The following is a 12,827-nucleotide window of genomic DNA, read 5'->3' as shown; positions in this document are numbered from 1 at the left end:
TTGGCTGGCTGGTAAACTTAAACCTGTTATTTTTATTGGCCCTGTTGCTTGAAACAATTGTGCTGACCAATAATGTCTTAATGGGAACCATTGTTGGTATTCTGATATTTGTTCTTTCGACGGTTATTTTTATTGGCTTGGCACTAAGTTTTATTTTTCTGTTTGCCAATGCGTGATTGTTTGGCGCCGTGAAGGATATAGTCTGGCAAGTTCGCTGACTTTGATTGCCGGTTTGGGTGTGATTGCGGCCGACGTGCTGTTTTTCTTTGATCCAATCAAAGCACCGGCACCAATTAAAAGTTTTGCTAACGTTTTCCTTTCAGCGATTATCTTGTACATATTACTGACGGTTTGGAACACATTATCATCCATGTTTGTTTACCAATGGTATTTTCCGAGGCGAAATAAGGATTACATTATCGTCTTGGGAGCTGGTTTGATCGACGGTTATAAAGTCGGCCGGCTGCTTGGTAATCGGATTAATACAGCAATTGATTTTTATAAACGACAGATTGCCGAAACCAAGCAACATCCCAAGTTTATCTTTTCCGGCGGCCAGGGTGGCGACGAAAAGCTGCCTGAAGCAGTTGCCATGCAAAAGTACGCTGTTCAACACGGTGTGCCAACGCAGGATACATTAATTGAGGATAAGTCCGTGAATACGTTTCAGAATATGAAATTTTCAAAGCAGCTGATTGAGCGTGACGGTGGCAATGAGCGGCGTAAAGTTGTTTTTGTGACCAATAATTTTCACACCATGAGAGCAGGCGTTTTGGCGGATCGGGTTGGTTTAAAGGCAAATGGCATCGGTGCGCCGACCCCGTTTTATTATCTGCCCAACGCGGTGATTCGCGAATATTTAGCGCTGTTTGTGATGCATAAACGTTTTCATATTGTGATGTTTAGTCTAATCTTTTTAGTCGCCGTCCTGGATGGCTTGATGGTTGGGCAAGGCTTTTGATTTTCAGTGTTTTATTTACCGGTTTATCGGTCGTGATGAACAGGAGAGTGGGACGAAAGGCGGTTAACTTCCAGAGCATAATCGAATTATCCGAATATTCCGGGCTTGAATGTTTGGATAATTTGATTATGTGGCAGGAAGTGCCTTTCGGCGCACGTTTTCCACTTGGTAATAATCGCGATTAAACAAAACGGGGCTGGACAAAATTATGGTTGTCTCGATTCCTTTTTATCCTTAAATGACCGGTCTTATCAGAGAATCAAGCAGCGATTTAAGAAGTGAGTTTTAAGTCTTGCAAACGTTTTCAAATGTGGTATTATATAGTCAAGGAAGGGAAAGAAAGTTCGAAGTATCAAGGGTTTAAGACTTGCTTTGACGATTCTTCCACCAGCAAGTACTTGTTGGAAATGATAACTTATTTTCAGATGTTTGTAATTTGAAGTGATAGCTGATTCATCTTGGTAAGTATGAGTTTTAAGCAGTCACATTGATTAGGATGATTACCAGCGAAGATGACAAAGTTAATTTCAGGTGATAAAGTGTTTGAATATAAAATGATCCAATCATCCGAAATGGATTTAAAGATCGACTATTAATACTCATTGGCGTAATTGAATAGATCATTGTACAGGGGTCGCTTGTAGTAGATCGATGAATCCAATAAGCGGTCAAATTGATGGGATATCAAATTGACGCATAGATAATAGATTTACAGATCCAATCATTAAGAATTAGATTTTGATAGTAAGTACTTTAATACCAGTAAATGACAGTTCTAAGTTCCAAGGTGTTACGAAACATGAAAATTGATCGTGCGGCAAATTTATCAAAAGTTAAAGTCACAGCCAGTGATGCATGTTTGCGACAGTCAGATCAATTTAATGAGTTAAATTGAGGCGATAAGACATTAGATTTAAACAGAAGTGGGCATTAACCCTTTATCAATATATCCCTTCCGAACAATAGGCACTCAGGTTGAAGCGCATCGCAAACCTGAGGCCTATTTTTGATATAAGGTAAGAAAACACGTTCTTTTAAGGACGTGATGAATTGCCTTCTTTTCATAAACAGCAGCTTTGACAAGCCACGCCAATAATTAATTCACACAACCGAAGTCGAAATCGTTGAGAATCCAACCAATCGGCATTAAAATCCAAACTGACAGGACAGCGGTGCAAGCGAATCCTTTTCCGCGGCCCTGATTAGGGGAAGTTTGTTTGTTTTTGTAATTTTAGGGAGGATTTTATAATGACAACAGCATTTGCAAGTCCATCGACCTATGTGCAGGGCAAAGATTTATTGAAGACGGCCAGCAAGTATATCAAGCCGTTTGGCGATCACGGAATTTTATTGACTGATGATATTGTTTGGGGATTGGTTGGTCAGCGGTTCTACGATTACCTAACCAAGGGCGGCTTAAAGATCGAACATGTTCAGTTCGGCGGTGAAAGTTCACCGGAAGAAATTGACCGGATTAAGGAAATTGCCGCTAAGAGCGACGCCCAATTTGTGATTTCACTTGGTGGCGGGAAAACCAACGACACCACCAAGCGGTTGGCGATCAATTGAAAATTCCGATCATTATCACGCCGACACTGGCTTCCAACGACTCACCGTGTACCCGATTGAGTGTCCTTTACTCCGAGGACGGTAGTTTCTTGAAGTACCTGTTCTATGATAAGAATCCGGATCTGGTTTTGGTTGATACGTCGGTAATTGCCGGTGCGCCGGTGAAGTTTTTGATTGATGGCATCGCTGATGCGTTATCGACCAACGTAGAAGCTCAAAGCGTTCGCCGAGCTCGTGAAACAACTTTATTACCGCTTCAGACCCAACAGACGGAAGCCGGTCTGGCCCTGGCTGAAAGATGTGAAGCGCTACTGTTTCACTATGCCGACCAAGCAGTGGCCGCTGCCGGTGATCACACGGTTACCCCGGCGCTTGATCATATTGTGGAAGCCAATACCTTGTTGAGCGGGGTTGGGGCCGAAAGCTCTGGGTTGGCTGCTGCTCACAGTTTCCAAAACGGATTAACCGCGCTTTCAGGTGACGTTCACAAACTGTCTCACGGCCAAAAAGTGGCTTTTGGGACATTGCTGAACCTGGTATTGGAAGGTGCCAGTGATGAACGGCTGGTTAGATTCCTGACGTTTGAGCACCGCTTTGGCCTGCCGACGACTCTAAAGGACCTTCATTTGGAAAATGCCAGTGAGGATGATTTACGAAAAGTTGCCGAGCTGACCACTCAAGACGGCGAAACCATTCACAACATGGGCTTTAAAGTAACTGCCGATGATGTCTTGGAAGGCATCAAAGCCGTTGACGCCTTCTCAAGAAGTTACTTTGGCTGATTTTCATAAATTTTCAAAAAATATTTAAAAAGTCGATAACGATATAAAAATTTTAAATTTAATTATCACTATCAAGACGTAAAGCCCCACCAGAAGAATCGTGCAGAAACGGTCTTTGGGTGGGACTTTATTTTTGAAGCGAAACCACTTACCACTTGAAAGTGATAGGTAACAATTTGCTTAAGAATGTAAATGTTTGGTATATTTTCATTGTGATACCGGCAGAAAGTGGGCCGGTGCACTAAAATAGTTTTGTAATCAAGTTAGTCCATGCTGACTAATGACGAGGTGGTTGAATGATGACGAGACGAAATAAAATTTTAGTAACGGTAAGCGTGGTTTTGGGAATTGTTGTAATCTTTGCGGCAGCCGGGCTGTTTTTCCGGTCGGCAAATCACGCTAACCGAAGCAGGCAACAAAAGACGGTAGCTGTCAATCATTCGACTACGCCGGTTTTATTTGTTCACGCTGGGGCGCCGGGCTGCATTCCCAGATGCCGCTGGCTAAAAAGGCTATTCGGGAAGGCGTGGCCCAAAAGGGATTATACGTTTATGTCGGCCCGTCCGGCCAGATAAAAATGTATGGCCATCTGCCGGCCCATCCCAAGAAATCACCAGAGATTTTAGTTAAGTTCCCCAATGCTTATATTGGTGAATTTCAAGAGGCAGCTGAACTGCACAAGATTTTGGTGCTGTTAAAGCAACGTTATCACGTAACTAGCTTTAACGCCATCGGTCATTCAATGGGTGCTTACGCGTTGGTTACCCAAAGTGAGCGGGATGGTAATTCAAGGCAAATTCCCCGGGTTAACAAGCTGGTTTTGATTGCCGGGCCGTACGATGGTATCTTGGATCGGGGAAAATGGGATCAACCAACTAGCGGTAAACTTAGTCGACTGTGGATGATCATCCAAATCAAAATCGACTGTTGAAAAACGGTCAGCCGAGGATCAAGCATCCCGAGTACCGGTTGTTAATGCGCAACCGTCGCAATTTCCCACATCAGGCGCATATTTTGAATATTTATGGCAACGTTGAAAACGGGTCAAATTCTGACGGCACGGTGTCGGTGACTTCAGTTTTATCGCTGGATTCGATTTTAAAGAATCAGGTTGCCGGTTATCAAAAATTTGCCACCCATGGCCGGCTGGCTAAACACCCGTATCTTGAAACCAAGAATAAGCGGGTTCAAAATGAGATTATTAAGTTTCTGTGGGGCACCCGCAGCTAATGCTATCAGGTGTTTTTACGGTGAAGGTAACGTTTGAGTTAAAGATTGTCATTTAGAAACGTTCATATAAGCAAAGATAAGCAAAGAAAAGAACCATTAATAACGAGGTGCCCCACAATCATCGGACTGCTGGTCTAACGATTGTGGGGCACTTTATGATGTTGACTCTTTTAGGGGATGTCAGCGTGGATCATCCATTACCGAATTTTACGTGTCGTCCATACGCTGACGGCTTGAGGCGCGTTTGGATAGTAATTTTTCAAAACGGTGATTTTTTGGCGATTAATTTTTATTGAACCGCGTTTTAAAAGCATGCTATATTCGGTGTGATTTTGTTTTAGCTGCCAGTAACCATGCGACTTGAGCTGAGGGCAGGCCAGTTGCGTCATGCTTGTGTGGGGATGATTCGCTTGCTGGAAACGGTCGTTGCGTAATGTGGTGCGTAATCAACGGACCAGGTATACTTAGTGATCGTCATTTTCATGAAGTAATGACCAGCCTGATCATATTGATACCAGGTGCCACGTAATGAAACCGGCGTTGTTACGTAAGGATGCCTTTGATCCGCAGACGATGGTGTTTTTGATATAAGGCAAGGAAACACGTTCTTTTAAGGACGTGATGAATTGCTCCTTTTTGCATTTAAAAAGCGGTTCTAATAATTATCAAATCAATAAATGTTGAAAGCTTTCTAAAATATATGTGTGTATCAACAATGACCATATGTTATAATGGTTAAGCTAAGTTTCCATGGATTAACTAAATGACCGTTTATCGGATCCGCGATTAAAAGCACGGTACTGGTAATAGACCGGTCATGATCAAATTAGCAAGATCAGTTAGTAAAGTAAAGAGAGGAGGTCCCCAGATGACGACAGTGGTTAAAGGGATTAAACTACGCTTATACCCCAACCAAGCGCAAATCAATTTATTGTGGCAACTGTTTGGCAATGACCGGTTTGTCTGGAATCACATGTTAGCCATGGCCAACCAGCGGTATGAAAACAATCCGGCCAGTCGGTTCGTTGGCGAATATGACATGAACTATCTGCTGAAACCCCTCAAGCAGGAATACCCCTTTTTAAAGTTAAGTGATGCTACCAGCTTGTTGGTGGTTAACCATAACCTGGCGCTGGCTTATCAGAACTTATTCCAACATCGGGGTGGCCATCCCCGGTTCAAATCCCGGCGTAGTGCCAAGCAATCCTACACTGGGCAATCAATCTGCACCGTGGAAGCTAAGCGGCGGTTAAAACTGCCGAAAATCGGGAGTATTCGGACCAGCAAGACGGGCCGCTTGGCCAATGGTAAAATTAAGCGCTACACGATTAGTCACGATGCCACCGGGCGTTACTATATTTCCCTGCAGGTCGAAACTGAAGTTCATCACTTGCCCAAGACCAATCAAAAAATTGGTTTAGACCTGGGCGTTTCCGATTTAGCGATTGATTCTAATGGGGTGAAGTATGGGACGTTCAATGCTAAGTGGCTGAAAAAGCAAGCCCAACGGTGGCAGGCCAAGTTCAGTCGACGCAGGCACCAAGCGACCGTTGCGATGCACCAATGGAATCACCACCATAAATTGCTTAAGATGGAACTTAATGATTACCAAAATTGGCAACGGGCGAAAATGACCAAAGCCCGGTATCAAGCTAAAATTGCCAACCAGCGCAAGGATTACCTGCACAAGCTCACGACGGCCTTAGTTCGGAAGTATGATGTGATTGTGATTGAAGATTTGAAAACCAAAAATCTGATGCATAATCACCACCTGGCTAAGGCCATTGCTAACGCCAGTTGGTATCAATTCCGGACCATGCTTGAATATAAGTGTGACTGGTACGGAAAGCAATTAATGGTGGTCAGTGCTAAGAACACTTCCCGAATCTGCTCAGCTTGCGGGCACAATGACGGCGCCAAACCCTTAGCAATTCGGGAATGGACGTGTTCTGAGTGCCAAACCCATCATGATCGGGATATTAATGCGGCAGTTAATATCCTGAAGCGCGGCTTAAAAGCTACTGGTTAGGGACTAGCCATGGTAAGAGAGCGGGGTTCTGTAAGTTAGGTGTTCGGCATACCGATGTAACAGCCTAAATACTACTTCGTGTTCCCAGAAGCGCGGTCATTCATGGCCGAGTAGTTCACAATGTGATCGATAATGCCAGTCCCAGTGTCAGCAAAACGACCAATGGAAAAATAATCTTTTTCATTGGATAATCATTCCCCCTCTTTACTAGTATATTATAAGATAAGCTTTATCTGTTTAGAAGGGTGATTCGATATAAAAGCAAATTTTTTTCATGTTGTAGAAGCTTTATTCTTAGGGGACTTACAAAGTGAGACTATAATAAAGTTGAATGCGCTTTCTAAAAAAACAATAATCTATTAATCAAACCAATGTTTATCACAATTTTCAGGCTTTAGTACCAAAGGAGGCCAATTCAATGACGTCAATTAAAGCAATTTTGCAGCAACGATACGCCAAAATTCAAATCGAGTGGCGGCGTTATTGTAACAACCCTTATGATGTAGAACGGCCTCATGACTTGCGGGTGGCGATTCGAACACTGCGGGGACTGATTAAATTTTTAAAACGGGATATGCCACAACTGACTTATGAATCGCTCGATAATGATTTGAGTCAAGCGGCGAAACTGTTTAGCCCATTGCGGGACCTGGATGTTTTAATCGCTGAAGCAGGTGATTTTGTCTATGAACATCCGAAAGAAAGCTCGGCTTATTCAGCGCTTTTTGAAAAGCTCCGTCAAAAGCGCGATGAAGAGATGAAGCATACCCTAACGAAAGCCAGCCGGCTAACTTTTACGACGTGCTTGAAGAGAATCAAGACACAGTTGGATTCGCTGACCTTTGAGAGAGCAGGCAATCCCGATTATCCTAAATTATTAGCTAAAGAATTTAAGCGCCGGGACCGTGAATTGATGAAGCAGTATCACCAGTTGGATTTTCACGACTATCCACGGGTGCATCATGTTCGAAAGCGGGCTAAAACACTGCGTTATTCGGCCACTTATTTTGCGGCATTTGTACCGAAGAAAGAACGCAAACGGGTTGAACGAGCCAAAAAAATTCAGGATATTTGCGGTGTGATTACTGATGCCCACGTTAATGACCAGCAATTGCAGTGTTTGGCAGCCAATACGTCTAGTCTGGAACATCGTCGGGTATTATTACAGATTGCTGAAGAGCAACGAAAAATTTATACGGCAGATAAGCAGGCAGTCGTTAAAAGAGCCTTGACAAATAATTGATCACTTGATAAGCCGGTTAGTTTAAACTGAAACGACATTGACTAATAACAAATTTTTACATTCATTACAAGTTTGTGGCATAATGAATAAGTTTTTCTATAGTCCCTTGATTCAATGGACGTTGTCCCCTATGATAATTTCATAGACAAGTACGTCACTAACTAAAAACAAATGGGGAATAATATTAATGGATCAAGACAGACAAGCAATTTTAGATGCAGCTTCTCATTTAGGGGACGCAGTCGGCTCCGAAAAGTTGCCCGTTGACCATTTTACTTTTGTAAGTATTGTGTCACGAATGGCGCTTCATGATTCGGATCTGAAGAAACGACTTTTGGCCGGTTTTCCACAAGCGGATTTGCCGACACTATTCGAGCATATTGAAACCGACGTTGCCAATCAAGAACGGATAAACCAAATCCGTAAAGAAGCCCGACTGAGAGAAACTGACGACTACGTGATTAAGCGACAGGTCACTGAATATGGTAAAAACCTGGGCTGGCCGGGATTACGCATGAATGACGTTTTTGCCGAATTAGATAATGAGAACATTCCGCCACGTGACCAGCAGACCTACTGGGGGATTTATGAAAACGACTATTGCGTGACTTTTCACGGTAAGGTAGTTGCCTATAAGTCAACCGTGCTGGATTACTTGAAAAAGAACGTCAAGTTTATTTTGGCAGAAAAAAAGGAAAAAGTTGACGAACGTGAACTGTTAAGGCGTTGGCAGGAAACTTTTAATTCCGCCAAGCGGATGTATCGCAAGAAGCACGGGTTTACGCCGGCTGTTAAGAAGCAGCTTCAAGGCGAATTAAATGATATTTTAAATAATATTCCAACAGTTGAAGATGATTAACGCAGGTAGTATAATTAAGTTAAAATTTAATTACCAAATTGGATTGTTAATTTTTCAAAAGCTGTTAGAATATAGGTGATGACCATTCCCCCAATGATCATCACATCACCCTTAAACAAATTTTAAAGGTATTACGCGGAAAGATGCCTCACTTGGGAAAGTGAGGTGTCTTTTTGTCTGTTTTTTGAATATTTTTGAAAGTTACCTTTTGGCGCACGTTCCTGCTTGATAATAATCGGTGAAAAACGGGGCTGGATAAAAGCAATTTTATCCAGTCTCGTTTTATCAAATCAGTTCAACGTGGCGAATCTCATCAAGCAATACCAGTTGTTGATGATCCAAAACAATTCGGTTGGCGTGATACCCCAAGACGTGGGTGGTGAAATCAGGGATCTGACTGTCATTGATATCAACCTGATTTAGCTGAAGCTTAATTAGTCGGTGCCGTTGGTAGGCCAACGCCAAGATATTGGTAATCGTGGCAAGGGTCTGTTGCGGCTGGGGTTGATAGTGTCGTTGCTTCTTGGCCATCTGCTTATGAAGGGCAGCGGTATGGTCCGATAGGTAGAAACCCTGCCATTTCATCATGCCGCGGTCGTGATAATCGTGTTCGAAAAAGTTGTTTACCATGGTCATATCCAATTGTTTATCGTTCGGGTAATTATTCAAGCTGTTCACGCCTCCATTGAATAACTTTTTGAGTACTCGGCCAGCGCATACCGGCAAAATCGACAAATTCGATGGTTAAGTTGGTTTTGGCTTTGAGACCGGTAATTAAATTTTCCAAGGTGGTTAGATCATAATCGCGCAGTTTATGCAGCGGGATGGATTTCACCCGTTCGTTCTGCCGTTGGCTGTTAAAGAAAAAATTATAACTGCGATCATAGGGATCGTTGACTACCTGAAGCCAGTAGCGGGTATGACTGATACGCTTAAATAAAGGCGTTAGTCGCTGATAAATAATGGTTAAATCTTTATTCATAAGCATTACCCCCATTATGGCCGCCAACCAGTTTGGCCCGCTCGATTGCCGTGCCGCCCGCTGTCAGGCTGGTGGCATAAACCAGCTTGGTAAAGCCAAACTTTTGATGAATTTGATCAATTACCCGGTTAAGTTTCTCGGCCTGGATTTGGCGTTGCGGCGCCGTGAAGAGGTCAAGCTGCTGATGATTATCATCGGACAATTGACTGCTGTAAACGGCAATGTTTCGGACAGCTTGACCGTCCCAATCCTGGCGAAACAGCTGTAAGAGCGGCTTAATAATCTCCCGGTCACAGTTGGTTGGATTAATACGCAGTTCGTGATGAAAGCCGCTCCGACCATCGGTGGCGGCTGCCGCGTAGGAAAAACCGATACTCAGCGACAAGCAGCCGGCCAATTTATGATGATGCCGCAGCCGAGCCGCTACCTGTTCGCCAATTTCCTTAATAACCGTTTCAATGGCGTGGCTGTCCGCGTAGTCATATGGTAAAACCTGGGAGTTGCCCAGACTGGCTGATTTGGTAACGGGACGTTGACTGACTTTGGAACGGTCAATCCCCCAGGCGGTGGCGAAAAGCTGTTCACCAATGATGCCCATTTCCTGCTTTAACAGGTACGGGTTGGCGTGGGCCAGATCGTTCATGGTGTGGATGTGTAATCGGTTGAGGTGTTTGGCAGTTCGTTTGCCGATGCCCCAAACATCGGTGAGATTTTGAATGGACCAGATTTTTTCCGGGACAGTTTCGTAGTGAATCTCGCCGATAAAATCCGCGGTATGTTTGGCGTACACGTCCAGGGCAATTTTGGCCTGCAGTGGATTATCGCCAATGCCAACGGTAGTGTAAAGGCCTAATTTTTGGCGAACAGTTTTTTGAATTATCCGGGCAACTTGTCTGGGCGAGTTGCCAAACAAGCGCCAAGAATGGGTCATATCAACAATGCTTTCATCGATCGAGTAGGGCCAAACATCGGCTTCAGCCGCAAATTCAGTAAAAATCTGATTAATCTGTAGATTACGTTGAATATAAAGATTCATGCGTGGCGGGACAACCCACAGGCGGGGATCCTGGGGGAGGTCCCGTTTACGGGAAACGTTGGCTTTAAGATGAAATAAACGTTTGGCCTCCGGCGAGGTTGCCAGAATCAGCCCGCCATTGGTATTTTTTTCTTCACTCATTACTACCAGCGGTACCTTGAGCGGGTTAAACCCGCGCTGGACAGCCTCACAGCTGGCATAGAAGGACTTGTTATCGATTAAAAAGAAGACGCCACGTGGTTCTTTATCTATAAACATCTTTGTCATTCCCCGAAAAGTACAAGTTGCTCTTAGAACACCTGTTGCCAAATATTGGTTTGAATACCTTTATATTACGAACGGGCGTTTTAAAAGTCAAGTTAAATTTGGGGAAAAGTGATTAAAAAAAGCGCGATTGCCAATATTTTTTTGGTAATCGCGCTTTCAAATGGCGTCGTATTAAGAAACCGTGACCGGTTGTTTGGTGGTCATTAAGTAGAAAGAATTGGTTGACCTAAATCACCGGGTTGGTATGTGAGCTGTTTTGGTATGATACAATGGGAAAAGTTAATCAAAATGATGATCATTTATTGCAGATAAGGAAATTTAAAATGGAAAAAATTTTAGTGATTGGCGGTACCGGCAATATCGGACTACCGTTGATTCAATGGTTAGCAACCACTCAAAATAGCCAAATCGTCGCCGGTGTCCATAATGTGCAAAGGGCACAAAGGACGTTGGCTGGAATTGAACGGCTTGAAATCCGTCACTTTGACTTTCTGGACGCAACGACCTTTCCGACGGCTTTTTCAGGAGTTTCAAGGGTCTTCTTCGTTCGGCCGCCACAATTGTCAAAGCCCAAGACGGACATGCTGCCGTTTTTGAAATACGTCAAACAGCAGCGAATTCACCAACTTGTCTTTGTATCGCTGATAGGCGTTGAAAAGAATCCGATGACGCCCCATCATAAAATTGAAAAGATGATTCAGCAGTTGGGTATTCCGCACACGTTTATCCGTCCCAGCTTCTTTATGCAGAATTTGAATACAACTCATCGATTCGATATTCAGCAACACCACGACCTGTTTATTCCGGCAGGCCATGCCAAAACCAGCTTTATTGATACCCGAGATATTGGTGAGGTTGCCGGCGTTTGTTTAACCGATGACCGCTATCTGAATCAAGCTTTGGAAATCACCGGCCCCCAAGCGTTAACTTATGACGAAATTGCCAAGATCATGACTGAGGTCTTGGGAACACCCATTACTTACAGCCGGCCCGGGCTCTTAAAATTCCGGCGGGTGATGTTAAAGCGGGGAATTAAGAAAGAATTCGTGAACGTCATGGTGATGTTGTATCTGATTACCCAGTTAGGCAACGCTAAAAAGGTGACGGATACGGCGGAAAGGGTTTTGAAACGGCCGCCAAGGGATATTCGGACTTATGTTCAGGATTATCGGGATTACTTTTTCAGCTAAATAGCGAAGTAACCTAAATTTAACGAGTAACCAGTGTTGATTTTAATTAATCAGCGCTTTTTTATTTGGTCTTTGCTTCAGCGATAATCTGTTTGGCAAAGTTAACGGCCTCGGCCTGCTCTTCGAGGTTGGGATGGGTTTGATTAATCAGGTTTTTGAGTGCGCCACGGCTCTGATAAGTTTCATCAAACAATTTGATTTGAGGATCCTTCAGACTGCGTTTGACCTGATTGTGAATTGACAGTTTCCAGTTTGACGTACTGAAAGCCGCAACTGCTTTTACTTGGTTAACGGTTAATTGGGAAATGAAGTGACGCAATTCGGGTGCCAACTGTGACGCAATGTAAGGGGCACCGCCGATAAACAGTAGGTCAACCGGTTCCGATAGCGGTACCTCGATTGATTCAGCTTGGACACCGATGCCGGCACCCAAAGCTTCGGCTAGTTTTTTGGTGCTTCCGGATTTTGAGTAGTAACGAACAGCGATTTTCACGATAAAACATCTCCTAATTGTATTATGATTGGCGATCTTTACACTATTAAAGTTAGTCAAACGGATAATCATTTTTATTATACTCGAACAACTACTACTTCAATTAAATTTTACCATCATAAAATAAGTTTATCTCTTGTACAGTGAAATTTGATAAATACTTTAGCGGAAGTCTACTTATTAATG

11 protein-coding genes and 1 pseudogene are annotated in these 12,827 nt (G+C 43.5%); 8 read left to right on the top strand and 4 right to left on the bottom strand.

From position 1 onward, the window contains the following. Nucleotides 1-172: 172 nt before the first annotated feature. From JCM14108_RS08970 to JCM14108_RS08945, 7 genes and pseudogenes are all read left to right on the top strand, one after another. A complete protein-coding gene (locus JCM14108_RS08970) occupies nucleotides 173-961 on the top strand; it encodes a YdcF family protein (protein ID WP_237745783.1) in 789 nt (262 codons plus the stop codon). Between the two features lie 1,248 nt (nucleotides 962-2,209). Beyond that, nucleotides 2,210-3,312 (top strand): annotated as a pseudogene (locus JCM14108_RS08965) (glycerol dehydrogenase). A gap of 493 nt (nucleotides 3,313-3,805) precedes the next feature. Next, nucleotides 3,806-4,243 carry an alpha/beta hydrolase gene (locus JCM14108_RS15905; protein WP_272944529.1) on the top strand — a complete coding sequence of 146 codons (438 nt, stop codon included), beginning with the start codon at nucleotides 3,806-3,808 and terminating at the stop codon, nucleotides 4,241-4,243. Further along, nucleotides 4,210-4,542 (top strand): alpha/beta hydrolase, encoded by a 333-nt coding sequence (locus tag JCM14108_RS15900; RefSeq protein ID WP_272944528.1) that lies wholly within the window; start codon nucleotides 4,210-4,212, stop codon nucleotides 4,540-4,542. The genes JCM14108_RS15905 and JCM14108_RS15900 overlap by 34 nt, the downstream gene beginning before the upstream one ends. Before the next feature lie 868 nt (nucleotides 4,543-5,410). After that, on the top strand, nucleotides 5,411-6,571 hold the full coding sequence (locus JCM14108_RS08955; protein WP_035180295.1) for an RNA-guided endonuclease TnpB family protein: 1,161 nt from the start codon (nucleotides 5,411-5,413) through the stop codon (nucleotides 6,569-6,571). Nucleotides 6,572-6,989: 418 nt separating this feature from the next. Then, nucleotides 6,990-7,814: a CHAD domain-containing protein gene (locus JCM14108_RS08950; RefSeq protein WP_051996115.1), complete on the top strand. Its 825-nt coding sequence runs from the start codon at nucleotides 6,990-6,992 to the stop codon at nucleotides 7,812-7,814. A gap of 187 nt (nucleotides 7,815-8,001) precedes the next feature. Beyond that, entirely contained in the window at nucleotides 8,002-8,673 is a 672-nt protein-coding gene (locus tag JCM14108_RS08945; RefSeq protein WP_035180293.1) for a hypothetical protein, read from the top strand. A 285-nt stretch (nucleotides 8,674-8,958) separates the two neighbouring features. Here the strand turns inward: JCM14108_RS08945 and JCM14108_RS08940 are convergent, their stop codons facing one another. The 3 genes from JCM14108_RS08940 to JCM14108_RS08930 are packed head-to-tail and all read right to left on the bottom strand — an operon-like array spanning nucleotide 8,959 to nucleotide 10,949. Further along, a complete protein-coding gene (locus JCM14108_RS08940; protein WP_035180303.1) occupies nucleotides 8,959-9,309 on the bottom strand; it encodes a hypothetical protein in 351 nt (116 codons plus the stop codon). A 25-nt stretch (nucleotides 9,310-9,334) separates the two neighbouring features. Next, nucleotides 9,335-9,655: a hypothetical protein gene (locus JCM14108_RS08935; RefSeq protein ID WP_035180292.1), complete on the bottom strand. Its 321-nt coding sequence runs from the start codon at nucleotides 9,653-9,655 to the stop codon at nucleotides 9,335-9,337. Further along, the gene (locus JCM14108_RS08930; RefSeq protein ID WP_035180289.1) at nucleotides 9,648-10,949 is read right to left on the bottom strand and encodes a Y-family DNA polymerase; all 1,302 of its coding nucleotides are present in this window, start codon (nucleotides 10,947-10,949) and stop codon (nucleotides 9,648-9,650) included. Before JCM14108_RS08930 ends, JCM14108_RS08935 begins: the two co-directional genes overlap by 8 nt. Nucleotides 10,950-11,281: 332 nt before the next feature. On the opposite strand from JCM14108_RS08930, the gene JCM14108_RS08925 reads away from it, so the two are divergent. Then, nucleotides 11,282-12,148, top strand: coding sequence for an SDR family oxidoreductase (locus JCM14108_RS08925; RefSeq protein WP_035180301.1), 867 nt, complete (start codon nucleotides 11,282-11,284; stop codon nucleotides 12,146-12,148). A 61-nt stretch (nucleotides 12,149-12,209) separates the two neighbouring features. Here the strand turns inward: JCM14108_RS08925 and JCM14108_RS08920 are convergent, their stop codons facing one another. Then, the gene (locus tag JCM14108_RS08920; protein WP_035180287.1) at nucleotides 12,210-12,641 is read right to left on the bottom strand and encodes an NADPH-dependent FMN reductase family protein; all 432 of its coding nucleotides are present in this window, start codon (nucleotides 12,639-12,641) and stop codon (nucleotides 12,210-12,212) included. Nucleotides 12,642-12,827 lie beyond the last annotated feature (186 nt).

It is taken from the genome of Lentilactobacillus farraginis DSM 18382 = JCM 14108 (genome assembly GCF_000583655.1).
In the GTDB taxonomy this organism is placed as follows: domain Bacteria; phylum Bacillota; class Bacilli; order Lactobacillales; family Lactobacillaceae; genus Lentilactobacillus; species Lentilactobacillus farraginis.
Note: the sequence above shows the minus strand (reverse complement) of the source record. Positions and strands in the feature narration are given on the sequence as shown.

Excerpts from the sequence above, each read along its gene's own strand:
- JCM14108_RS15905 (WP_272944529.1), top strand. The coding sequence starts at position 3,806 with ATGCCGCTGGCTAAAAAGGCTATTCGGGAAGGCGTGGCCCAAAAGGGA.
- JCM14108_RS08955 (WP_035180295.1), top strand. The coding sequence starts at position 5,411 with ATGACGACAGTGGTTAAAGGGATTAAACTACGCTTATACCCCAACCAA.
- JCM14108_RS08950 (WP_051996115.1), top strand. The coding sequence starts at position 6,990 with ATGACGTCAATTAAAGCAATTTTGCAGCAACGATACGCCAAAATTCAA.
- JCM14108_RS08945 (WP_035180293.1), top strand. The coding sequence starts at position 8,002 with ATGGATCAAGACAGACAAGCAATTTTAGATGCAGCTTCTCATTTAGGG.
- JCM14108_RS08940 (WP_035180303.1), bottom strand. The coding sequence starts at position 9,309 with ATGACCATGGTAAACAACTTTTTCGAACACGATTATCACGACCGCGGC.
- JCM14108_RS08935 (WP_035180292.1), bottom strand. The coding sequence starts at position 9,655 with ATGAATAAAGATTTAACCATTATTTATCAGCGACTAACGCCTTTATTT.
- JCM14108_RS08930 (WP_035180289.1), bottom strand. The coding sequence starts at position 10,949 with ATGTTTATAGATAAAGAACCACGTGGCGTCTTCTTTTTAATCGATAAC.
- JCM14108_RS08925 (WP_035180301.1), top strand. The coding sequence starts at position 11,282 with ATGGAAAAAATTTTAGTGATTGGCGGTACCGGCAATATCGGACTACCG.